The sequence below is a fragment of the Rhodococcus sp. IEGM 1406 genome, from assembly GCF_030056745.1.
GTDB classification, from domain to species: Bacteria; Actinomycetota; Actinomycetes; order Mycobacteriales; family Mycobacteriaceae; genus Rhodococcus_F; species Rhodococcus_F erythropolis.
In genome coordinates this window covers 220973-243579 of the sequence record NZ_JASHKO010000007.1, presented here as the reverse complement: position 1 = coordinate 243579, position 22607 = coordinate 220973, and the positions used below count along the sequence as shown (strand labels likewise).

Sequence of the window (22607 nt, the reverse complement as noted above, 5' to 3'; positions counted from 1 at the left end):
AGGCCAACTAGTATCGATGAGGTGTCTGGTGCCGAACGAACAAACAGGAGTCGCCGCAACCCGCGGCGTCGACCTGCCGTCGGCAACCCCGATAAACCTTTGATGCGAACCGTCCGTGAAACTTCTGCGGGCGGCTTGGTCGTCGATGGCTGGGGCGGACCTCCCGAACGCCTCTGCGCTGCACTGATCGGCCGAACCGACCGCCGCGGACGCCTGCTCTGGTCGCTACCCAAGGGCCATATCGAGCAAGGTGAGACGGCCGAACAGACCGCAATGCGTGAGGTCGAAGAAGAAACCGGTATCCAGGGAACCGTCCTGGCACCGCTGGGCAGCATCGACTACTGGTTCGTGACCGAAGGTCGACGCGTCCACAAGACCGTGCACCACTATCTCCTCCGCTTTCTCGGCGGTGAACTCTCCGACGAGGACATCGAGGTCACCGAAGTCGCCTGGGTGCCGCTGACGGAACTGCACAAGCGACTCGCATACGCCGACGAGCGCAAGCTGGCCGAACTTGCATCGCAGATGATCGCTGAAATGCCGCGACCTGAAATGCACCGACCTGAAATCCCGCGAGTACAGCACCCGAAGGAACCGGACGCCGGATGAGAATGGCTCTGCGGCGGGCCGGTGTGGCCGCTTTGGTGATGGCCGCTGTCGGTTTCGGGCCCGCGACGACGGCCGTCTCCTGGGCCGCTCCGTCCAGCCAGCCCAGTGAGCGTGCACCGGCGCGAAACACCAACGATGCCAAATTTCTGCAGCTGACCATCGACTCCACCGCACCGACCACCGTGACGACAACCAGCGACCGCAACGTCGTGGTCAAGGGCACGGTGAAGAACGTCGGTGACCGTCCCGTCGAGGACGTCGGAGTGAGGCTGCAACGCGCTCCCGCGATCGACTCCAGTTCGGACGTGCGCGCAGCACTCGATTTCGACCAGGCTGTTTTCGACACGGTCGGCGAATTCGACACCGTTGCCACCACCCTCGACACCGGCCAGTCCAAGCAGTTCACACTCACCTTGCCGCTCCGGAGCACAAACGGGTTGTCTCTCGACATCACCGAACCGGGCGTCTACCCGATGCTCGTCAACGTGAACGGCACCCCGGAATACGGCGGGGCCGCCCGACTCGACGACGCACGCTTCCTGCTCCCAGTGCTCGGTGTGCCGGCCGCGGCCGAATCGAACGCCACATCCGGAACACCCAGTTCGTCCGCGACGGCCGTCGTTCCCCCCGACACGTCCGCCCCGATCGGCGTCACGCTCATGTGGCCGCTGGCCGACGCGCCACGACTCGTCGGCGGAATCCCGGGCGCGGTCAACGAGCCCGTGCGCCTGATCGACGACGAACTTGCCACCGAACTTTCCGACGGCGGGCGCCTGGACGCGTTGGTCGATGCGGTGGAGAACGCCACCAAGCCCGAGAGCGATACCGATCGCCGCGTCACGGATGCGCTCTGCCTGGCAATCGACCCCGACCTTCTGATCACCGTCGAGAACATGACTCGCGGATACCTCGTGGCCGACAACTCGTCAGATCCCACCGGACCGTCGCACGAAGGCCGTGGCAGCGACGCCGCCAACCAATGGCTCGGCCGGGTGAAGACCCTCGCCTCCTCGATGTGCACTACGGCGGTTCCGTTCGCCCAGGCCGATCTCGCCGCAGTCACCTCGGTGGCCAATCCGGAGTTGACGGCTACCGCGCTCGCACGCCCGGCAGACATCGTCGACAACATCCTCGGCGTGACGTCACTGCGGGATTTCGTCTGGCCGGATTCGGGTGTCCTCGACTCGGCCACCGCAGAGGTGCTGAGCGTGAATCCCACCACAGCGATGGTGGCTGACACCTCCGTCGACTCGGCAGCCCCGCAACTGTCGTCGCGGATAACCGGCTCACTCGACGCCCTTGCGTTCGACACTTCGGCAGCCGCAGCCTTGGCCGCCACCGGCTCGGAGCCGCAGGTCCCGTCGTACATTCCCGACGACACCGCGCCGACCATCGACATCGAATCGCGCAGCGCCCGGCGCCAGGACGCGCTGGGAGCGATGGCCTGGGCCGCGCTGACGCCGACCTCTCTGCCGCGCAATCAGATCTTCGCGCCGCCGCAACTGTGGACCGCGGACAGCAACGACGCCACCGCCGTGCTCTCGATGCTCGCGACCCTCATTCGCTCCGGTCTCGCCTCACCTCAGGCCCTGCCCGCACTACTCGGCAGACAACCGGGGGCCACTGACGCCGCCACGCTCGACTACCCGGACCGAGCCACCCAGGACGGTCCGCAGACGTCCGTCGTCGAGACCGCAACCACCCAACTTCCGCGTATCGACGGGCTCGAAGCATCGTTCGTGGACGATCCGGCGGCTTCGCTCACCCCCCGGGGATTCACGGCACCGCTCCGCGAAGATCTACTTCGCTCGATGACCTTGGCGGATCGCCGCAACGTCGACTCCGCATCGGTCAATCGGGCGGAGCGAGCTGCGACCATCCGCGCCGAAAACGTCACCGAAGCCGTCGACGGGATGTACCGGGCCGTCAGTGTGGTGTCGCCGGGCGGCGTCTACACCCTCGCGTCGGGGCAGAGTCCGCTCCTGCTGGTGGCGCGCAACGAACTGCCCATCGCCATCAACGTCGACCTGCGTGTGGAAGCCCCACCCGAGATGCAGATCAGTGACATCGGTCCCAAACAGCTTCCGCCGCGAGGTAGCCGACAGTTGACTGTGCCCGCAGAAATGAACGATTCTCGCAAGCTGGAAGTCAACTTCTCGCTGACCACGACAGATGGCCGCCAATTGGGTACGCCGACCAGCGTGACCGTACGGTCGAATGCGTACGGTCGTCCCCTGGCCGCCGTGACGGCGACAGCGGGAGGGTTGCTGCTGTTCCTGGCAGGGCGACGGCTGTGGCATCGATTCAAGGGTCAGCCGGACCCAGCAGATGAAGGGTACGAACGCTCATGACCGGGAATCCACCCGAGGAGGGTCGCCGCTCGGCGATCACCCGCAAGAGTGCCACGACCCGTTCGCATCCTCGGATGCCACCGTGGGAGCGCGGCTACCCGATTCAGCCGGTCAACCCCGACGCACGTTTCGACGACGCACCCACCATGACCATCCCGGTGATCCGCGACTATCCCAGATATCGCGAAGCCGAGATGGAATTCGCCGATCGGCAGGCGACAAAGTCGGACGAGTTCGATACCGACGCGCACGCCCTGGTCGGTGATCGTAAGGAGACGAACTCCCGCCTCCTCGCGGCGACGGGTTCCATCGCGATCGCGACGCTGACGAGCCGCATCACGGGATTCGCCAAGCAGTTGATGATCCTGATGGTCCTCGGCCCGGCCATCGCCAGTTCGTTCACCGTGGCCAGCCAGATCCCGAACATGATCGCGGAGCTCGTCTTGGGCGCCGTTCTGACCGCGATCGTCGTCCCAGTGCTGGTCCGCGCCGAGCGGGAGGACGCCGATCACGGCGAAGCGTTTGTCCGACGCCTCTTCACGGCGTCGCTCGTCCTACTGGGCATGGCCGCGCTGCTCGCGACCCTGGCAGCACCCGTACTCACCAAATACGTCTTCCTGTCCGAAGACGGCAAGGTCAGCACCGACCTGACCACGGCGCTGTCGTATCTACTTCTGCCGGCGATCCTGTTCTACGGGCTGTCGGCACTGTTCACGGCGTTTCTGAACACCAGGCAGATCTTCAAGCCCGGAGCCTGGGCTCCCGTACTCAACAACGTCGTCGTCCTCGTGGTGCTCGTGGTCTACCGCCTGACTCCGGGCGAGATCTCGCTTGATCCGGTCTCGATGGGCGACGCCAAGCTGCTCACCCTCGGCATCGGCATCACCATCGGCGTCATCGTGCAGGCAGCCAGCCTGATCCCCGCACTTCGCCGCGAGAAGATCTCGCTCAAGCCGCTGTGGGGTCTCGACGATCGCCTGCGCCAGTTCGGCGGCATGGCCGTCGCCATCGTCTTGTACGTCCTGATCAGCCAGATGGGCATGATCTTCGCGACCAAGATCTCCTCCCACGCCGACGAAGCCGGCCCTGCCATCTACAGCCAGGCCTGGTTGCTCCTGCAACTCCCGTACGGCGTGCTCGGAGTGACGGTTCTGACCGCGATCATGCCGCGCCTGAGCCGCAACGCTGCGGCCGACGACACCCCGGCCGTCGTGGACGATCTGTCGGTCGCGACGCGTCTGACCATGATCACGCTGGTTCCGATCATCATGTTCCTGACCTTCATGGGTCCGCAGGTCGGTGAAGCGCTTTACGGTTACGGTCGCTTCGGGCCCGAACAGGCCGAACGTCTCGGCACCGCCGTGAGCTGGTCGGCATTCACGTTGATTCCGTACGCGCTGGTCCTGATCCAACTTCGTGTGTTCTACGCCCGCGAACAGGCCTGGACGCCGACGTGGATCGTTCTCGGCATCACTGCAGTGAAGATCGCATTCTCGGCGCTCGCTCCGGTCTTCGCCTCCAACAGCGATCAGGTCGTGATCCTGCTCGGTGCGGCCAACGGTCTCGGATACATCACCGGCGCCGTCATCGGCGGATACCTCCTGCACCGCAGCCTCGGAAACCTGCAGATGGCCAACGTGGGCAAGACAGTCTGGTCCGTCGTACTCGCCTCGCTGGCCGGTTCGCTGACCATGCTCGCGGTCGACCGCGTCCTCGGATTCGATCAACTCACCGAGCGTTTCGGCGGACCCGGCTCGATGGTTCGCGTCGCCGTCGGCGGCATCTTGATGCTCGCGATCACCTTCACGATTCTCTACTTCAAGAAGGTTCCGGAGGTTCTGTCGGTAACGGTTGCGGTCTCCCGCAAGATTCGTTCACTGACAGGTCGCGCCGAACCGGACACACGTAACAACACCGACGACGACGTCACCGAGCTGATTCCTGCAATCAGAACGGAATCAAACGAGCAAGAACGACCGGGTGCGCTCCCGTACCCTGGTCATGGGCGTACAGGATCGCAACCCGCGCGTATTCGGGGACGGGCTATCGATGGAGAAGGAGCGAGGGTGAGCGACGACAACGTTTCCGGCAACAAGAGTGCCGGGACTTCTGCCGTGAAAGCGTCCGAACAGAAGTCAACGGCATCGTCGGGCACACCTGCATCCACGAGTTCCTCCGCATCTGCCGGCCAGAAGCCACAGCAGCCCGCACAGCGACCGCGGCAGGGCCAAAGCCCGCAGGGTCAGAAGCCGCAGCCGCCGGTGCAGAAGGCCGCTCCGCCGGTACCTCCGGTCAGTGTGTCCAAGACACCTTCGGCGCCCGTGTCGAAGACACCTTCAGCACCTGTCTCGAAGACACCCGCGCCGAAGACGCCTGCTCCGGACAAGAAGGCACCCGAATCTCAAAAGACGGCTGCCGCTCAGACACCACCGCCCGCTGCACCTCGCACACCTTCCGTCGGATCCGCATCACGACCGGCCCAGCGACCGATGCCACGTGGACCGAAGCTCATCCCCGGCGCCTCTGTCGCCGGCGGACGCTACCGTCTGCTCGCGCCGCACGGCGGAAGCCGCGGACTGCAGTTCTGGGAAGCTCTCGACGTCAAGCTCGACCGTGAAGTAGCCCTGACGTTCGTCGACGCCGATCAACGCGGTGACGACGACAGCCAGTCCGGACCGCAGGCAGTTCTCTCACGCACTCTGCGCCTGGGAAGGATCAACTCGCCCGGTCTGGCTCGCGTCCTCGACGTCGTCCGCGGAAGTTCGGGCGGCATCGTCGTCGCCGAATGGACTCCCGGTCGCTCGCTGCGTGAGATGGCCGAGACCACGCCGTCACCGATCGGTGCAGCCCGCGCCATCCGTGCCCTGGCGGCCGCTGCCGAAGCTGCTCACCGCACCGGCGGTGCGCTGTCCATCGATCACCCAGACCGCGTTCGCATCAGCATCAACGGTGACGCCGTACTGGCGTTCCCGGCGACGCTTGCCGACGCCGATTCCACCAGCGACGTCCGCGGTCTCGGCGCCATGCTGTACTCGCTCATCACGGCGCGCTGGCCGCTCGCCGATCCGTCCGCCGGTCCCGTCGGTGGTTTGCTTCCCGCCGGCCGCGGCGCCGACGGCAACATCGTCGAACCTCGGGTCGTCCGTCCGGAGGTTCCGTTCGACATCTCAGCCGTGGCAGTTCGAGCGTTGCAGTCGGAGAGTGGAATCCGCACTGCTGCCACCGTGCAGCACATTCTCGATCAGGCGTCCGTCGTCAACGACAAGACGGAAATGATTCCGGCACTTCGTCTCGGCCACCGCGAACAGGGTGCGTCGGGTCATGCACTGAACGACCCCGAAGCCATCGAGGCCGAGAAGAAGAAGTCGACGCGGATGCTCGCGGCACTGACGGCGCTCGGTGTCTTCACCGTGATCGTCCTGATTCTCCTTGTGGTGTGGGTAGCGAGCTTCCTCTCGGGCGGCAGTAACGACACCCCGCTCAGCGAGCAGAGTTTCGGCTTGACCACCGAAGCTACTGCGCCCGAGAACAATTCACCTGCCCCCGCACCGGCGGCCGCAACCGTGCCGGTAGCCACCTCGGCCGTAACGGTGTTCTCGCCCCAGGGCACGCCGGATCAGCCGGCAACGGCGAAGAACGCCATCGACGGCAATCCGGCCACCGCATGGTCGTCGGACTCGTACTTCCAGCCCTTCCCGTCCCTGAAGAACGGCGTCGGCCTGATGGTGACGCTCGCCGATGCGGCCAACCTGAAAAACATTGCGATCACGTCCGATTCGCCCGGAACCGTCGTTGAAATCCGTTCTGCCCCATCTGCGAATACTTCGCTGGATCAGACCAAGGAAATCGGATCCGGTGTACTGAAGAACGGTGTGACCGACATTCCGCTCTCGTCGGACGGCTCGGGTCAGTATGTCCTGGTTTGGATTACGCAGCTCAGCACCGAATCCGGACAAAACCAGACATCCATCTCGGAGATTGCATTCACTGCTGCAAAGTGATCGCCCTTGGCCCTTCTGAAACCTACCGACTGGGCTAATATCCGCCCGTGCACAGTTATCGGGGGGGCACCGGGGGCGGAGCCGGAAATTTCGAATCCAGAAGTTTCGAGAACAAGAATCTCGAGCCGACGGATTTCGAATTGTTGACCGCTCATGTCGCGGGCGATCGACACGCGTTCCGTGAACTACTGGTCCGGCATCAGGATCATCTGTGGCACGTTGCCCGGCGTACGAGTTACTCGGACGAGGACGCGGCAGACGCACTCCAGGAGGGTCTGCTCTCCGCGCACCGCAAGGCGGCGAAGTTCCGCGGCGATGCGGCGGTGCGTAGTTGGCTCCACACCATCGTGGTCAATGCCTGCCTTGACCGGATCCGACGCAACAAATCGCGGGCCGCGTTCTCTCTGTCTTCCGAGAATGCGGAGGAACCCCGTGATCACCGCGATTACGCGGCGGGAGTGGACATGAGCCTGACCGTCGAACAAGCGCTGGCATCGCTGCCCCCTGAGCAGCGCGCTGCCGTCGTCGCCGTCGATGTCGAGGGGTATCCGGTGGCCGAGGCCGCCGAGAGGTTGGGCGTGCCCGTAGGGACCGTGAAGAGTCGCTGCGCCCGCGCGCGCAAGCGCCTCGCCGCCCAGTTGGAGGACTTTCGCGAAGGCGGGAACCATTCGTGAACCGGCCGCGTCCTATCTTGTAAGCGTCCACACCGACTGCCGAGGGAGGGTTCATGACAGATCCGTCTGTTCGCGTTCCGTCGCCTCCGTTTTCGGAGGACCTCTTGGCGGATCTTCACGCCGGGGTTCTCGATCCCGAAACCAGTGCAGCTCTGTGGCCGCTGGTACACGCAGACGCCGACGCCCAGGCATTTGTCACTACTCTCGACAGCGTCACAGCATCACTCGCGACACTGAACTCGCGCGAGGCCTCTCACGAACGGATTCCGAATTCGCTTGCCGAGCGAATCAATTCGGCACTGGATTTACAGTCCGGTCAGGACGAGCTGTCAGCAGAGACAACCGTCGTGCCGTTCCGGCGACGCCCACAAGCGTGGCTGCTCGGTGCCGCAGCAGCCGTGTTGGTGGCCTTCGTGATCGTTGTGATCGGAACCCGAGATTCCGAACCTGCCGAAAGCGTTGTTGCTCAACCAAGCATACCGGTGACATCTGCTGTCGACGATCCGGATTCGGCGTCTCTGCTTTCACTCATCGGATCCAAAAACCTTGGACCGCTGGATGATCCGTTCAAGCTTGCCGGCTGCCTGAGCGCCAATGGCATCGACGAGGGCAGGCCGGTGCTCGGCTCGGGTGAGGTTCGCATCGACGGTGCACCGGCGATAGTCCTACTCTTGACGGGATCGCAGCCGCGTCAGATCACTGCACTCACCGTTGGGATCAACTGCAGCGACGGGAATCCGAATACGTTGTCGGTCAAGAATATCGGCTGACGTCGACGGTCAGCGCGGTGTTGCTGCGGGTAGCAGGAGCTCGAGGATTCTCCCGCGCAACGCATCCGTATCGTCCTCGACCGCTATCAGACTTGAAAACATCGCTGCTCCGGCCGCCAATACCAGCACGGCCTTGGCATCGAGCAGTGCCGATTCGGGATCGTCAGCATTTTGAAGGAAGAGTTGCGTGCTCGGCCCACTGAAACCGCGCCACAATTCGTTGCGTAAATCGTCATGGTCGCGCAGCGCAGCCAGCAGTCCCGGTGACGCGGCGCGAACCTCGGGCCGCGAGAATAGCTGAGCACTTCCCTCCACCACCCAACGGATCCAGCCGTCGCGATCGGTGCCCTCGAACGGTGTCAGGTCAGGTGTCGCACCCAGGATCGATCCGAGAACTAGATGTGCCTTCGACGGCCATCGTCGTGACATCGAGGCTCGGCTGACCCCTGCCCGTGCCGCGATCGCACGGAGACTGAGTTGCTCCCATCCGACCTCGAGGAGCATCGCTCGGGTGACCTCGAGGACTGTGTCGTCGATGCGTGGGTCTCGTGGGCGACCTGATCCTGTGGCGTTCATCGTGTCGAATTGTCGGACAGATTGGGAGTAGGCGCTATATCGTCGTAGTTACGAGTCCACTGGCATCGTAAAGATCAGGCCGCCGCAGGAAGTTGAAAATGACCACAGCGCCCACACCGTCGATATTCGAACCCGCACGTCTCGGCCCTCTGACCTTGCGCAACCGCATCGTCAAAGCTGCAACGTTCGAGGGCGTCATGCCCCGGGGAGCGGTCTCGGACGATCTGATCAACTTCCACGCCGAAGTGGCTCGGGGCGGGGCCGCGATGACCACCGTCGCCTACTGCGCGGTCTCACCAGGTGGACGAGTCCACCGCGACACCCTTGTCATGGACGAGCGCGCGCTGCCGGGACTACGCAGACTGACCGACGCCGTCCACTCAGAAGGCGCGCTTGCCGCGGCGCAGATCGGCCACGCGGGACTGGTTGCCAACACGCTTTCCAACAAGACGAAGACCCTGGCGCCGTCGACCCGGCTGAGTCCGCCCGCAATGGGCCTCGTCAAAGGCGCGACACTTGCCGAACTCGACGGTGTTGTCTCCGACTTCGAACGGGCCGCCCGCGTCGCAGTGGACGCAGGATTCGACGCCATCGAGGTCCATCTCGGTCACAACTATCTACTCAGTTCGTTCATGAGCCCCAATCTGAACAAACGCCACGACCGATACGGTGGCAGCGTCGCCAAGCGCGCCGAGTATCCGCGTCGAGTCATCGAAGCGGTGCGAGTGGCCGCTGGATCCAGCGTGGCGGTCACCGCGAAATTCAACATGTCCGATGGGGTGCCGAAAGGTCTGTGGCTCGACCAGAGCCTGCCGATAGCCCAGATTCTCGAAGCCGACGGCCACCTGGACGCGATGCAATTGACCGGTGGCAGTTCACTTCTCAACGGAATGTACTTCTTCCGCGGCGAGGTCCCACTGGCTGAGTTTGTCGCCTCCCAACCCAAACTCGTCGGGTACGGGCTGAAGTTCTACGGTCCCAAAATCTTTCCGACGTACCCGTTCGAGGAGGGTTTCTTCCTGCCCTTCGCCCGTCAGTTCCGACAGGCGCTGAGGATGCCACTGATCCTGCTCGGCGGCATCAACCGCGTCGACACCATCGAGCACGCACTGGATGAAGGATTCGAGTTCGTCGCCATGGCGCGCGCACTGCTCAGGGACCCACAACTGGTCAACAAATTTCAGGCCGAGAGCGTCGACGAGGGTCTGTGTATCCACTGCAACAAGTGCATGCCCACCATCTACACCGGCACGCGCTGTGTGGTTCGGGACGCGCTGGTGGTTCGGGAGGCACCGCGCCCCGCCCAGTGAGTCCCGCGCTGTGAGCTGCCGGCTGTGAGCCACTTTCCAGCGGAGTGCGGGAACAACACCCCTTATCCTGGTGTTGATCGGTACGGCTCTCCAAGAAGCGGAGGGTCTGCACTCACTATTGGAAGGCTCGCATGACCACCCAGCTGGAAACCACGCCCGCGGTCCATGACGTCATCATTGTCGGTTCCGGACCGGCCGGCTACACCGCTGGTGTCTACACCGCGCGCGCTGAGCTCCAGCCCCTGCTCTTCGAGGGAACCCAGTTCGGTGGCGCCCTCATGACCACCACCGAGGTCGAGAACTTCCCCGGATTCCGCGAAGGAATCATGGGCCCCGATCTGATGGAACAGATGCGCGAGCAGGCACTGCGCTTCGACACCGACATCCGCACCGAGGACGTCGAAGAGATCGACCTCAGCGGCCCGATCAAGACCGTCGTCGCGAACGGCGAAACCTACGCCGCGCACGCGATCATCCTCGCCATGGGCGCAGCAGCCCGCTACCTGGGCATTCCCGGTGAAGAACGCCTCCTCGGCCGCGGCGTCAGCGCCTGCGCCACCTGCGACGGCTTCTTCTTCCGTGACCAGGACATCGTCGTGGTCGGCGGCGGCGATTCCGCGATGGAAGAAGCAACCTTCCTCACCCGCTTCGCTCGCTCGGTCACCCTGGTGCACCGCCGCGAGGAGTTCCGCGCCTCACGGATCATGCTCGAGCGCGCCAAGGCCAACGAGAAGATCCGCTTCCTGACCAACGCCGAGCCCGTCGAGGTGCTCGGTGAGAACAGCGTCACCGGCCTCGTCGTGCGCGACACCGTCACCGGTGAAACTTCCACACTCGAGATCACCGGCATGTTCGTCGCCATCGGCCACGACCCGCGCAGTGAGCTCGTCAAGGGCCAGGTCGATCTCGACGACGCCGGATACGTGCGCGTCGCTCCCGGTTCCACCGCGACCTCCGTCGACGGCGTCTTCGCTGCCGGTGACCTGGTCGATCACACGTACCGTCAGGCGATCACCGCTGCCGGCACCGGATGCTCCGCAGCAATCGACGCCGAACGCTGGCTGGCCGACCGCGGCGACATCACCGCCAACACGCTCGACGCAGCCGGCCACACGGTCGACGTCGTCGGCGCTCCCTGATTCACCAAGCTGTCGTACCCAACCCTCGAGGAGTAACAGTGTCGAATACCGTCACCATCACCGACGATTCCTTCAAGCAGGACGTCCTGGGCAGCGACAAGCCCGTTCTGGTCGATTTCTGGGCAACCTGGTGCGGCCCGTGCAAGATGGTCGCCCCGGTCCTCGAGGAGATCGCCGGCGAGAACAGCGAGAAGCTGACCGTCGCCAAGCTCGACATCGATGCCAACCCCGCGGCCGCGCGCGATTTCCAGGTCATGTCGATCCCGACGATGATCCTGTTCAAGGACGGCAAGCCGATCAAGACGATCGTCGGCGCCAAGGGCAAGGCCGCGCTGCTCAAGGACCTCGCAGACGTTCTCTGACGGCTGGGTGAGCATCGTGGATTCTCGCAATCCACAGAATTTCTGAGATAATCGATCGATGTGCCTGATCGGGTCTACGACCAGGCACATCGATCGAATTCGTTAACCGATCCGAGAGGCTTTCACGCATGCACAGACTCCGACACGGCGATCACGGCCCGGCCGTCGCCGAGATTCGGGGCACATTGACGAAGCTGGGATACCTCCATCACGGAACTTCCGGCATTCGACGTGAAAGCGCCGACGGTGCCCACTGGGTTGCACCCGACGCCATCTTCGATCATCAACTCGACAGCGCCGTTCGTGCCTTCCAGCAGCAGCGTGGGCTTCTTGTCGACGGCATTGTGGGCCCGGCAACCTATCGGTCACTTCGTGAGGCCTCGTACCGCCTGGGTGCCCGTACGTTGATCTACCAGTTGTCCGCGCCGCTGTACGGCGACGACGTCGCAGCGCTGCAGGCAAAACTGCAAGATCTAGGCTTCTACGCAGGCCGGGTCGACGGTTTCTTCGGTCCGCAAACCCACGAATCTCTCTCGTCTTTCCAGCGTGAAATCGGGATCGCCGCCGACGGTATCTGCGGACCGCAGACACTCCGTTCGCTGGAACTTCTGGGAACCCGCGTCACCGGTGGTTCCCCACATGCGATCAGCGAAGAGGAACTGGTGCGGCGCAAGGGCCCGCAACTTGGCGGTAAGCGCATCGTCATCGATCCCGGCCTCGGCGGGCCGTCGACGGGCAACATCGTCAACGGCATCTCCGAAGCTGACATCCTCTGGGATCTGGCCATGCGCCTCGAGGGGCGGATGGCCGCAACCGGGATGGAAACTTTCCTCTCCCGCCCGCACAACGCCGATCCCACCGAGGCCGAGCGCGCACTGACATCCAATGCGTTCGACGCGGATCTGATGATCTCCCTGCGTTGCGACAGCAACTCGAGCCCGTCGGCAAACGGCGTCGCGAGCTTCCACTTCGGAAATTCGCACGGTTCGGTCTCGATGATCGGGCAGGTGTTGACCGGATTCGTTCAGCGCGAGATCGTTGCGCGAACTCCGTTGCGGGACTGCAGAACTCACGGTCGGACGTGGGAGTTGTTGCGCCTCACCAACATGCCGACGGTGCAGATCGATCTCGGCTACCTGTCCAACGCGTCCGACGTTGCGGTACTGACGAATCCGCGGATGCGTGACACCATCGCCGAAGCCATCTTGATCTCGGTCAAACGGCTGTATCTGCTGGGTCAAGACGATCAGCCGACCGGCACCTTCACCTTCGCCGAGCTTCTCGCTGAAGAACTTTCGGTAGCCGACCGCATTTCGTAGGTCCTGCGGTCGGCACCTGCTCACACTCTGGCGAGCTCGCTGATCTCCACCATTTCGAGAGCTGCGGCCTTCAGTAGACGGTCGAGGGCTTCTTCGACGTCGACTTTCCATTCGTGATCTCGATTGAGTTCGAGACGAAGCCGCGGATAGCGATGGTGCGGTGCCACGACCTCGAAACCGTAATCCTCGAGGAACTCGGCACTGATCATGCATTCTGCGGGTGAGCATTCCAGAGCGGCAGTTGCGCTGGCCACGTCGGAAGCAGGTCCCAAGTCGTCGCTGCGGATACCGAATGCCTCGAGCGCACGAACTCCGCGTCGAACCAGATCTGTCACGACAGCGGCCAGCAGGCTTGGCCCTAGTTCTTCCTCTATGCCCGAGGGCTCGAGGCGAAGGCTTGTCAGAAGCACTGCGTCCGAGCTGACCGGGCTGGTCGGAAACAGTTGCGCGCGCGGGATCATGCGGGGAGGGGCGTACAACGCACTTCCAAGCGGCTTTCCGTCGCGGACGGCGACCTGTCCGCACGAACCCCACTCGAGCATGACCATCGACAGCCAGGCTTCCTTCTCGAATTCCTGATCGCAGAATCCTCGGGCGTCGTGAAGCGCGCCCGGGTCCATCTCCCAGAACACGCATCGACGCGCATGGGCGGAAAGCTGATCGAGGCTGTCGAGCGTGAGAGAGGTGATGACGTGAGTCGACACTGACTAACTCACTCTCCGTAGGTCCCCGAAGCGGTTTTGATGTTCGCCCGCCGCTTTTTTCTTCTCCAGGATAGGCCAGCTGTACCGAGTCGGCAGTGGCGCGAGAGTTGATCGCTCTAATGTATTGCTGTTCAACATCTTTCGTCCCGGTTCAAGATTTCGAGAAGCTCGGACCACCTAAATTCGTCACAGTGACGAAAATAGGTGGTGTGCCCGCTCATCGTCATTACGTCACCAAACGGGCATCCGAGTTCACTACGTCGATTTCTGCGCTTCCATCATTCCGACGATGCGTTGTAGGTCGTCGACCGAGCCGAATTCGACCACAATCTTTCCCTTCCGCTTGCCCAGACTGACAGTCACCCGGGTGTCGAACGAGTCCGACAACCGCTCGGCCACATCCTGCAGACCCGGCATCACGATGGGCTTACGCTTCTGCTGGGGAGCGATCTCGTTGTCCGCCCGGTTGGCAAGAGTGACGGCTTCCTCCGTCGCGCGAACCGACATTCCTTCGGCGACGATGCGTGCCGCCATGACTTCCTGAGCGTCGGCACCCGCCTCGAGGGACAGCAGTGCGCGAGCATGGCCGGCCGAAAGTACTCCAGCCGCAACGCGGCGCTGAACCGCCACCGGCAGCTTCAGCAGACGAATCATGTTGGTCACGACGGGACGCGAACGTCCGATCCGATTGGCCAATTCTTCGTGGGTTACTTCGAACTCCTCGAGCAACTGCTGATACGCCGCTGCCTCCTCGAGGGGGTTCAACTGCACTCGATGGATGTTCTCGAGGAGCGCGTCGCGCAACATCGAGTCGTCATCGGTTTCACGAATGATCGCCGGAATCTTCTCCAGCCCGGCTTCCTGGCTCGCGCGCCAGCGACGCTCACCCATGACAAGTTGGTACTTGTCACCGTGACGACGGACCACGATCGGCTGCATCAAACCGAATTCACGGATCGAGTGAACCAACTCCGCGAGCGCTTCCTCGTCGAAAACGCTGCGAGGCTGCTTCGGGTTCGTCTCGATCAGGCTCGGTTCGATCTCGAGATAGACCGCGCCGGTCGGCTCGAGTTCGGTCTCCGGCTCAGCTTCCACCGGAGCCTTCGCCGCCGTCGCCTTAGCGGCTTTCGGTGTTTTCGGAGCCGCCTTCGTCGGTGGGGGAGGGGAGGGGTTGCGCTTGTCGACGCCGATTACGACGTCCGCTGCAGCCGAACCCAGACCCGGTGCCGTGGCCGGCCCAGTGGGGATGAGAGCAGCCAAGCCGCGGCCCAATCCACCTTTGCGTGCTTGACTCATCTCACTGCTCCTGGGTCGTCGTGGTGGCAGAGCGGGCGGCAAGTTCGCGTCCGGCGTCGAGGTAACTCATGGCGCCGCGTGAACCGGGGTCGTAATCGAGAACTGTCATTCCGTATCCGGGAGCCTCGGAAACCTTCACACTGCGGGGAATCACAGCGCGCAGTACGGCCTCGCCGAAGTGCTTGCGTACTTCTTCGGCGACCTGGTCGGCCAGCTTGGTGCGCCCGTCGTACATCGTCAGAAGGACGGTGGAGACATGCAGATCCGGATTCAGATGAGCCTGGACGAGTTCGATGTTGCGGAGCAACTGACCGACCCCCTCGAGGGCGTAGTACTCGCACTGGATCGGGATCAGGACTTCCTTGGCAGCGACCATCGCGTTGACGGTCAGCAGCCCCAGCGAGGGCGGGCAGTCGATGAGGACGAAGTCGACGTCGAGCTCTGCGAGCACCTTGTCGTTGAGCGCGCCTTTGAGTCGATTCTCGCGGGCAACCATGGAGACCAATTCGATCTCGGCGCCCGCCAAATCGATCGTTGCCGGGATGCAGAGAAGGCGCTCACTGTGCGGGCTGGTCTGGATCGCCTCCGGAGCCTTCACTTCGCCTATGAGCAACTCGTAACTGGAGGGGGTGCCCGAGGTATGGACGACGCCCAGAGCCGTGCTGGCGTTGCCCTGAGGGTCCAAATCGACCACGAGGACAGTGAGCCCTTGAAGAGCGAGCGCCGACGCAAGGTTCACCGTGGTCGTTGTCTTACCGACGCCGCCCTTCTGGTTCGCGATGGTGATCACGCGGCGGAACGCCGGCTTCGGCAGCGTCACCGAATGGGGGTGAAGCACCTGGCTCGCTCGATGCGCGGCCGCCCCGATGGGAGTCTCCTCCGAGGAGATCGCCGCGTAGGGGGCGGTGAAATTGTCGTCGTCGTCGTTGACGATCTGATCCGCACCCGCGCCCGTGTGCTGCTTCGGTGTTTCACGTGAAACGGCGGATTCAGATCGACCCGACATTGACTGCTCCTTCGATTGGGAATCGATCACTAGGTGCTCTCATCATCTGTACATTGCTCTCGATTGCATGCGTGTAAATCATCAACGCTGGCGACGCTTCGGGAGACGTTCGGCCTTCACCACCACGGTGGGGGTGCGGAGAATCTTGGCTCCACATTCGAGTATTTCCAACTTACCTGCGCCCAATTTGGTGAGCGCCGTACGGTCCCGCTCGATCTCCTCGGCGGCGCTCGAACCTTTGAGTGCCAACATCCGGCCGTGCTCGTGAATGAGTGGGAGGGACCAACGTGCGAGCTTCTCCAGAGGCGCCACGGCCCGCGAAGTGACCACGTCCGCACCGCCCGCTTCCTTCACAACACCCGATTCCTCGGCTCGCCCTCGGACAACCAATACGTCCAATCCGTTGGACTCGATGAACTCCGCGAGGTACACAGAGCGTCGAAGCAACGGTTCGACGAGAGTCACCTTCAAGTCCGGGCGGGCGATCGCGAGAGGGATTCCGGGTAGGCCGGCACCGCTTCCTACGTCCACAACCGACTCACCTTCGGCGATCAGTTCACCGATCACTGCGCAATTGAGAAGGTGACGCTCCCACAGTCGGGGAACCTCACGGGGACCAATGAGCCCGCGCTCGACACCATCCGTTGCAAGGGATTGGTAGTACCGTTCCGCGATTTCATATCTGTCACCGAACACTGCGCGCGCAGTCTCTTGTTCGTCCCGGTCAACCGACGCCGCACCATTCTGTTCCACGTGAAACATCCTCCCGCGTAAACCGCGAAATCAACAATCAAGACCGAAATCATTATCCGCTCTGGAGCCGACATGTGTTCGCTTCTGCACACCGACTCGCTGTGAGTCTGCCGACTCGTTCATTCTTTGGGAAGTATTCGGCCCAAAATTCAAGTGGGGGAGGGAGGGATTCACGTTCCACGTGAAACATTGCGCTGTTAAATCTTCCAATTCTGACCCGTTTCACGTGAAACATAGCCCGAAGGTCACATGCAGATAGTAGGTCGGTTTTCAATATCATCACAGTGACGAAACTGCCATGGGTAGTTACATGGATGGAATTCATGGCCAAAAAGGGGTAATTGTCGACGAAAAGCGAGTTTCGGAAAAGGGCCGGCTTCGGACAGTTTCGGTGTCTCGCCGCCGATTGCCACGAGCTACCCAACCTTCGACTTGACTCTCCTGTTGCGGGAGACCGGAGACTTGGCACCAGAAACCGAAATCAATCCAAGGAGCTTGGCACCACATGATGCGCATCGGAGAGTTCGCCCTCGCCTCTGGACTCACAGTGAAAGCACTCCACCACTACGACGCCATCGATCTACTCAAACCCGCACGAGTGACCGCGAACGGTTACCGCACCTACTCACCCAGACAACTGCGAGAGGCAGCGACGATCCGGGCACTCCGCAACATCGGCCTCGCGCTCGACACCGTCGCAGAAGCATTGAGCAACCCGCACTACATAAATTCCTTCATCGAACGGCACCGAGCACATGTCGCTGACGAACGCGCACGACAAGATGCTGACGCGGCGCAAGGGTCCGCGTTGATCGACTCACTTGAACTCGACTACACCGTGCGCCGTCGTTCCATGCCGGCTCAACACTGGGTTGGACTGCAACACGAAATCCGTAACCTCGAACTCGAGCAGGTTGAGTCGCCCCTGGCGACCCTGCGAATGGCCCTGACAGAAGCCGGCCACACGATCTCCGGTCCCTGGTGGACAACACTGCGCCAAACTGCAGAAGCTGAGGTCGTCGAAGTTCTGTTCTGCTGGCCGACTACCCAGATCCCCGCCGAGCCAGTTGGCATCTCCGGAACGATCGTCGAATCTGGCACACTCCCAGGGCGCGACGAACTGTTTGTGACACTCGAAACATCCGACGACGATTCCGATCTCGGCGATCTAGGCGCAGAAGCCGCACAGATCGCGATGATCGAGCAAGCAAACGATGACGGACTGGAGTTAGTTCACGGCAGCATCCGCCAGGTTGGAGTACTCGCTGACGACGGCACACCAGAAGCCATTGAACTCGTGATCGCCATCCAATAGGCGTCCACTACCAATCTGGGATGGAGATCGAGAGCTCGGGGCAACAATCATCGATCCTGTTTCACGTGAAACGAAGGGCTGACTATTCCGGCTGGGGGAGGGGAGGGGCTCACATGTAGTACGCCGTGTTGTCGATCGAATATCCGAACGTGCACAGTGCGCCGCCGACAGCCAATAAGGCAATGATGAAGCTGAGCATGACTGCTCTCCCGGATCCCCATGCCAGTGCAAGTGGAATGAATACGACGGCGACTACTCCCAGCGGCAACAACCAGCAGAGCCAATACTCCTCACCGCCCGGGCGGGAAAGACTGGACTTCCATTCTCTGCTGCGGTTCGAAGACCACGGGCCAACAACTCAGGCCGCACACGAGCATCCCGCTCAAAGCACTCAAGATCGCCGCCCGCCTCCGAGAGATGTTCGGGATCGAAGTCTCGGTCTCTACCCATATTCGTACGACACCGTTGCAGCAGGGTATGTGGGCCGAGTTGGAACCTGGCCACCCCTATCCCTGGTACTCAGCGGTCTCCGCGTCACCCATACACCGTCGGACAAGCTGGACAGAAAGGCCCACGCCGGCGCGATTCGGCGACGGCAACGAGCCTCCGGTTGACGCCCGGCTCAGCCCGCCGGGGCCTCGAACACCATCCTCACCTCGGTCACCTGGTAGTTCGCCCGCTTGAACGCGGCGGCCATGGGCGTGTTGGGTACGTCCGTGGTCGCGGTGATGCGATTGGCGCCATCGGCTGCGTGAACGCGGGTGATCTCGCAGAGGATATCGTCCACGTAGCGGCACCCGCGCAGCTCGGGCACTACTCCGAGGTATCCGACGTTGCGGTGGTAGGGCGTCGCGGACGGGATCGCGAAGCCGACCAGCGTCCCGTCCATGGCCTCCGCCAGCCGCCACCACGATCGTTCGCCGGGGCACGACCGGTAGAACTCGAGATCGTCCCGGGCCTGGCTGACAATGTCCGTGGCCGCAATGCCTCGTTGTGTGGCGACGTCCAGGCTGCCGACAGCTACCCGCTGGAACACCGCGAGGAACTCATCATCGGAGGCGGGACGGAACATCAGACGCTCGGAAGGGGCGGGCACACCAGCCGCAGGCGTCCACTCGAAACGCAGCCGCTCGATGATCTCGGTCAGTCCGGCCGCCTGGGCCGCCTCGCGACGCCAGGACACGGCGTCTGCGACGGCGGAATCCGCGTCCTGCCCGGTGGTCGGCACGACCAGCACATACTCAGGTTTCGCGTGGAACTCGGTGTGCGCCCGCGACATGAGTTCGGCGGCAAGCGCAGCACGATCCGGCACGTCTGCCAGCACGTGTAGGAAATCAAGGGCGAGCGGACGCTCGCTGTCCTCACGCCCCCACCACAGCGCACGCGCGACGATCCTGGAGCCGTCAACGGCGAACCAACTCCATTCCGGACGAAGCCGTCCGGCCGCCACCTCTTCCCGGAGCGAGCCAGCGTCGACGAACCCGACCGGATCGTTCATCGCGAACCCCACGGGCTCTTCCAACTCGGCCCGCGTCGCGGGTCGTATCAGCACCATTGCTTCCCTTCACGACGCTTCATTGACGACAGGTTCCGAAATAGAGATAGGACATGTCGACAACGATAGGCACCGGACCTTCACCGTGCCGCCGGATTCGGTTTCACGTGAAACACCTCTCGGACACAAAAGCGGGCCCCGGAAAATCCGGGGCCCGCATTCGATCAGGGGGGAGTGTCAGTCCTTGAGGACAACCACTCGACGAGACGGCTCAGCGCCTTCGCTCTCGCTGGAAACACCGGCGACCTTGGCGACAGCGTCGTGCACGATCTTGCGTTCGAACGGCGTCATCGGAGCAAGCTCTTCGCGTTCGCCGGTCTCGAGAACACGCTGTGCAGCTTCCGCACCGAGAGCACTGAGTGCCTCGCGGCGGCCCGCCCGCCAGCCGGCGATGTCGAGCATCAAGCGGCTGCGCTCGCCGGTCGACTGTTGAACAGCCAGACGAGTCAGCTCCTGGAGAGCATCCAGAACCTCACCCTTACGTCCCACAAGCTTGGTCAGGTCGTCGCCGCCGTCGATGCTGACGATCGCCCGATCGCCCTCGACGTCAAGGTCGATGTCTCCGTCGAAATCGAGCACGTCGAGCAACTGCTCGAGGTAGTCGCCGGCGATCTCGCCCTCTTCGATCAAATCGTCATCGGAATCGTCGATGTCTACATCCACATCGGTAACCGGCGCAGTGGTCTCGGTGCTCACGTCTGCGTTCTCTCCATCCACAACGATGTCAGCTTCACTGGACATTGGTCGTTCTCTTTCCTGGATCAGCGCCGTTTATTGCGCTTGGGGGAGTTGCCGCGGTTGCTCTGTGGCCGGTTCTGTTTCGGTTTCGAGGTAGAACCACCACTGGAACCCGAGGGCTTCGGCTGTGGCTTCTTGAGCGAAACTTCCGGGGCGTCACCGTCGTCGTCGGCTGAATCCGCGGTCTTCAGCGCAGCCGGGGATCCCTTCTTCTTACCGGGATCGGGACGGGCACCGGGCTTGGGCGCATTGTCGTTGCGGCGAGTGATCGCTTCCTGCTTCTTCGCTTCTTCTTCGGCATCGATCTTGCGGAAGACGAGGTGCTGCTGACCGTAGGTCCAGATGTTGTTCGACACCCAGTACAGGAGGATCGCGATCGGAAGGAACGGTCCACCGACCAGAACACCGAGCGGGAAGACGTACAGCGCGAGCTTGTTCATGATCGCGGACTGCGGGTTCGCGGCAGCTGCTTCGCTCTGACGGGCAACCGAAGCGCGTGAGTTGAAGTGGGTCGCGATGCTGGCGATGATCATCAGCGGAGCGGCCACGAGAATGATGTTCAAGCGTGACGGAAGCTCGGGAACGTTCTCGGTGACATAAGCCTGAAGCTGCGCCACCGGCGTCGTGATCGCGGCCGAGATGGGCGCGCCGAACAGACGAGCATCCAGGAACGACTGGACGTCAGTGGCCGAGAAGACGTAGTTCGGGGTGTTGAGGTTGTCCTCGGCGCTCATGCCCAGCTGGCCCATGCCGGTGCCGGTGCGGTTGAACGAGCGCAGGACGTGGAACAGACCGATGAACACCGGAGCCTGAGCCAAGACCGGGAGACAGCCCATGATCGGGTTGAATCCGTGCTCCTTCTGGAGCTTCTGCATCTCGACGGCCTGGCGCTGACGGTCGCCCGAATACTTCTTCTGCAATGCCTTGATCTGCGGCTGCAGTTCCTGCATCTGGCGGGTCGTGCGGACCTGCTTCACGAACGGCTTGTACAGAACCGCACGCAAGGTGAACACCAGGAACACCACGGAGAGCGCCCAGGCTATTCCGTTGTCCGGGCCGAGAATGAACCCGAAGACCTTGTGCCAGACCCACAGAATCGCGGATACCGGATAGTAAATGAAATTGAGCACGGCTCTAAGTACTCCTCTGTTCGTCCGTCGGACTGTGACACGCTGCGCGTGCTTCCGGACAGCTATGGCGGCTACCCGCATCACGGTCACGACGGGCAGGGACAGGGTCCCACCCTCCAGAATGCCAGGGGGCACACTTCGCCAACCGCACCACAGTCAAGAAAAGGCCTTTGATCGCCCCGTGAGTGCGCAGCGCTTCGACCGCGTATTCACTGCAGGTGGGGGTGAACCGGCAGGTCGGCATCCTCAAGGGCGACACATACGTCCGGTACAACTCGATACAGAAGATGAGAACAGTGGCGGGAGCGCGACGCACAGCCTTCAACACCGTGATGACACGGGAGGCTCTGGGAGTCTCGATCTGCTCAGAGAGCGGAGTACTCATGGCTCTTCACTTACCGACACCAATAGGTTCATTTTGGTCAGGCCCCCACGCAACTGCTTGGCCAGTTCGGCTGAACTGGCGGTAGCTGCGCCCGGAAGTGCGCGGATAACCACGTCCGTCTCCGGCGAAACCTGCCCGACGAAATCTGCACAGATATGACGAAGCCGGCGTGCGACTCGATGTCGAATCACCGCCGGCCCGACAGCCTTGCTCACGATCAGCCCGAAACGGGGACCGTGATTTGTTACTACCAGCGCCTCTACTTGCTCGCGATCGAACGCGTGCACGACAAGGTCGCGTCTTCCCATACGACGCCCGCGTCGCACCGCCACGGAGAAATCCGCGTGGCGACGCAACCGAGACGGCTCAGGCAACACCCCGAGCTCCTGAACTCGAAATCAGATCAGGCGGTGAGGGAATCGCGGCCCTTACGGCGACGCGCCGAAACGATTGCACGACCCGCACGGGTACGCATACGAAGACGGAAGCCGTGAACACGCGCGCGGCGGCGATTATTCGGCTGGAACGTCCGCTTGCCCTTGGCCACGGTCAACACTCCTCGAAGTTCATTGACGCCTCCCGGCGTCATTCAGTGATCGACGCCTTACGGCGCC

At 62.7% G+C, this 22607-nt stretch carries 21 protein-coding genes; 10 read left to right on the top strand and 11 right to left on the bottom strand.

The window, feature by feature from the left end; all coding sequences use genetic code 11:
* Positions 1 to 21: 21 nt before the first annotated feature.
* From QM596_RS27800 to QM596_RS27780, 5 genes are read left to right on the top strand one after another with little or no spacing between them, the layout of a single operon-like run.
* The gene (locus tag QM596_RS27800) at positions 22 to 609 is read left to right on the top strand and encodes an NUDIX hydrolase (protein ID WP_019746192.1); all 588 of its coding nucleotides are present in this window, start codon (positions 22 to 24) and stop codon (positions 607 to 609) included.
* Positions 606 to 2960, top strand: coding sequence for a DUF6049 family protein (locus QM596_RS27795; protein ID WP_283310406.1), 2355 nt, complete (start codon positions 606 to 608; stop codon positions 2958 to 2960). Before QM596_RS27800 ends, QM596_RS27795 begins: the two co-directional genes overlap by 4 nt.
* Positions 2957 to 6961 carry a lipid II flippase MurJ gene (locus tag QM596_RS27790; protein ID WP_283310405.1) on the top strand — a complete coding sequence of 1335 codons (4005 nt, stop codon included), beginning with the start codon at positions 2957 to 2959 and terminating at the stop codon, positions 6959 to 6961. The genes QM596_RS27795 and QM596_RS27790 overlap by 4 nt, the downstream gene beginning before the upstream one ends.
* 47 nt (positions 6962 to 7008) lie before the next feature.
* Positions 7009 to 7635, top strand: coding sequence for an RNA polymerase sigma factor SigM (sigM, locus tag QM596_RS27785; protein WP_019746195.1), 627 nt, complete (start codon positions 7009 to 7011; stop codon positions 7633 to 7635).
* A gap of 53 nt (positions 7636 to 7688) precedes the next feature.
* Entirely contained in the window at positions 7689 to 8405 is a 717-nt protein-coding gene (locus QM596_RS27780) for an RsmA family anti-sigma factor (protein ID WP_172932916.1), read from the top strand.
* A 9-nt stretch (positions 8406 to 8414) separates the two neighbouring features.
* Here the strand turns inward: QM596_RS27780 and QM596_RS27775 are convergent, their stop codons facing one another.
* Positions 8415 to 8981, bottom strand: coding sequence for a helix-turn-helix domain-containing protein (locus tag QM596_RS27775; RefSeq protein ID WP_020971485.1), 567 nt, complete (start codon positions 8979 to 8981; stop codon positions 8415 to 8417).
* 98 nt (positions 8982 to 9079) lie between these two features.
* Between QM596_RS27775 and nox the strand changes: the two genes are divergently transcribed.
* The 4 genes from nox to QM596_RS27755 all read left to right on the top strand — a co-directional run bounded on the left by nox (position 9080) and on the right by QM596_RS27755 (position 13111).
* Complete coding sequence (gene nox, locus QM596_RS27770) at positions 9080 to 10291, top strand: 4,4'-dithiodibutanoate disulfide reductase (protein WP_019746198.1); 1212 nt, start codon at positions 9080 to 9082, stop codon at positions 10289 to 10291.
* A 131-nt stretch (positions 10292 to 10422) separates the two neighbouring features.
* Positions 10423 to 11430: a thioredoxin-disulfide reductase gene (gene trxB, locus QM596_RS27765; protein ID WP_019746199.1), complete on the top strand. Its 1008-nt coding sequence runs from the start codon at positions 10423 to 10425 to the stop codon at positions 11428 to 11430.
* 38 nt (positions 11431 to 11468) lie between these two features.
* Positions 11469 to 11792 (top strand): thioredoxin, encoded by a 324-nt coding sequence (gene trxA / locus QM596_RS27760; protein WP_003942530.1) that lies wholly within the window; start codon positions 11469 to 11471, stop codon positions 11790 to 11792.
* Between the two features lie 128 nt (positions 11793 to 11920).
* Positions 11921 to 13111 carry an N-acetylmuramoyl-L-alanine amidase gene (locus QM596_RS27755; protein ID WP_020909860.1) on the top strand — a complete coding sequence of 397 codons (1191 nt, stop codon included), beginning with the start codon at positions 11921 to 11923 and terminating at the stop codon, positions 13109 to 13111.
* A 20-nt stretch (positions 13112 to 13131) separates the two neighbouring features.
* Here QM596_RS27755 and QM596_RS27750 read toward each other — a convergent pair whose 3' ends face one another.
* The 4 genes from QM596_RS27750 to rsmG all read right to left on the bottom strand — a co-directional run bounded on the left by QM596_RS27750 (position 13132) and on the right by rsmG (position 16879).
* The gene (locus QM596_RS27750) at positions 13132 to 13815 is read right to left on the bottom strand and encodes a hypothetical protein (RefSeq protein ID WP_007729135.1); all 684 of its coding nucleotides are present in this window, start codon (positions 13813 to 13815) and stop codon (positions 13132 to 13134) included.
* Positions 13816 to 14070: 255 nt separating this feature from the next.
* Positions 14071 to 15111 carry a ParB/RepB/Spo0J family partition protein gene (locus tag QM596_RS27745; protein ID WP_264613690.1) on the bottom strand — a complete coding sequence of 347 codons (1041 nt, stop codon included), beginning with the start codon at positions 15109 to 15111 and terminating at the stop codon, positions 14071 to 14073.
* A gap of 1 nt (position 15112) precedes the next feature.
* Complete coding sequence (locus QM596_RS27740; RefSeq protein ID WP_020909862.1) at positions 15113 to 16117, bottom strand: ParA family protein; 1005 nt, start codon at positions 16115 to 16117, stop codon at positions 15113 to 15115.
* Between the two features lie 81 nt (positions 16118 to 16198).
* Entirely contained in the window at positions 16199 to 16879 is a 681-nt protein-coding gene (gene rsmG, locus QM596_RS27735) for a 16S rRNA (guanine(527)-N(7))-methyltransferase RsmG (protein ID WP_283310403.1), read from the bottom strand.
* 496 nt (positions 16880 to 17375) lie between these two features.
* Here rsmG and QM596_RS27730 point away from each other — a divergent pair, with 496 nt between their 5' ends.
* A complete protein-coding gene (locus tag QM596_RS27730) occupies positions 17376 to 18185 on the top strand; it encodes a MerR family transcriptional regulator (protein WP_283310401.1) in 810 nt (269 codons plus the stop codon).
* A 622-nt stretch (positions 18186 to 18807) separates the two neighbouring features.
* Here QM596_RS27730 and QM596_RS27725 read toward each other — a convergent pair.
* The 6 genes from QM596_RS27725 to rpmH all read right to left on the bottom strand — a co-directional run bounded on the left by QM596_RS27725 (position 18808) and on the right by rpmH (position 22540).
* On the bottom strand, positions 18808 to 19740 hold the full coding sequence (locus QM596_RS27725; protein ID WP_283310399.1) for a GNAT family N-acetyltransferase: 933 nt from the start codon (positions 19738 to 19740) through the stop codon (positions 18808 to 18810).
* Between the two features lie 177 nt (positions 19741 to 19917).
* The gene (locus QM596_RS27720) at positions 19918 to 20481 is read right to left on the bottom strand and encodes a Jag family protein (RefSeq protein ID WP_003942504.1); all 564 of its coding nucleotides are present in this window, start codon (positions 20479 to 20481) and stop codon (positions 19918 to 19920) included.
* A 20-nt stretch (positions 20482 to 20501) separates the two neighbouring features.
* A complete protein-coding gene (yidC, locus tag QM596_RS27715; RefSeq protein ID WP_019746208.1) occupies positions 20502 to 21608 on the bottom strand; it encodes a membrane protein insertase YidC in 1107 nt (368 codons plus the stop codon).
* 4 nt (positions 21609 to 21612) lie between these two features.
* Positions 21613 to 21993, bottom strand: a complete 381-nt coding sequence (gene yidD / locus QM596_RS27710) for a membrane protein insertion efficiency factor YidD (RefSeq protein WP_007729147.1) — start codon at positions 21991 to 21993, stop codon at positions 21613 to 21615.
* A complete protein-coding gene (rnpA, locus tag QM596_RS27705; protein ID WP_019746209.1) occupies positions 21990 to 22370 on the bottom strand; it encodes a ribonuclease P protein component in 381 nt (126 codons plus the stop codon). Before rnpA ends, yidD begins: the two co-directional genes overlap by 4 nt.
* A gap of 26 nt (positions 22371 to 22396) precedes the next feature.
* Positions 22397 to 22540 (bottom strand): 50S ribosomal protein L34, encoded by a 144-nt coding sequence (rpmH, locus tag QM596_RS27700; RefSeq protein ID WP_003942540.1) that lies wholly within the window; start codon positions 22538 to 22540, stop codon positions 22397 to 22399.
* Positions 22541 to 22607 lie beyond the last annotated feature (67 nt).

Coding starts and splice junctions, on each gene's coding strand:
- QM596_RS27795 (WP_283310406.1), top strand. CDS start 606: ATGAGAATGGCTCTGCGGCGGGCCGGTGTGGCCGCTTTGGTGATGGCC.
- QM596_RS27790 (WP_283310405.1), top strand. CDS start 2,957: ATGACCGGGAATCCACCCGAGGAGGGTCGCCGCTCGGCGATCACCCGC.
- QM596_RS27780 (WP_172932916.1), top strand. CDS start 7,689: ATGACAGATCCGTCTGTTCGCGTTCCGTCGCCTCCGTTTTCGGAGGAC.
- QM596_RS27775 (WP_020971485.1), bottom strand. CDS start 8,981: ATGAACGCCACAGGATCAGGTCGCCCACGAGACCCACGCATCGACGAC.
- nox (WP_019746198.1), top strand. CDS start 9,080: ATGACCACAGCGCCCACACCGTCGATATTCGAACCCGCACGTCTCGGC.
- trxB (WP_019746199.1), top strand. CDS start 10,423: ATGACCACCCAGCTGGAAACCACGCCCGCGGTCCATGACGTCATCATT.
- QM596_RS27755 (WP_020909860.1), top strand. CDS start 11,921: ATGCACAGACTCCGACACGGCGATCACGGCCCGGCCGTCGCCGAGATT.
- QM596_RS27745 (WP_264613690.1), bottom strand. CDS start 15,111: ATGAGTCAAGCACGCAAAGGTGGATTGGGCCGCGGCTTGGCTGCTCTC.
- QM596_RS27740 (WP_020909862.1), bottom strand. CDS start 16,117: ATGTCGGGTCGATCTGAATCCGCCGTTTCACGTGAAACACCGAAGCAG.
- rsmG (WP_283310403.1), bottom strand. CDS start 16,879: ATGTTTCACGTGGAACAGAATGGTGCGGCGTCGGTTGACCGGGACGAA.
- QM596_RS27730 (WP_283310401.1), top strand. CDS start 17,376: ATGATGCGCATCGGAGAGTTCGCCCTCGCCTCTGGACTCACAGTGAAA.
- QM596_RS27725 (WP_283310399.1), bottom strand. CDS start 19,740: ATGGTGCTGATACGACCCGCGACGCGGGCCGAGTTGGAAGAGCCCGTG.
- QM596_RS27720 (WP_003942504.1), bottom strand. CDS start 20,481: ATGTCCAGTGAAGCTGACATCGTTGTGGATGGAGAGAACGCAGACGTG.
- yidD (WP_007729147.1), bottom strand. CDS start 21,993: ATGAGTACTCCGCTCTCTGAGCAGATCGAGACTCCCAGAGCCTCCCGT.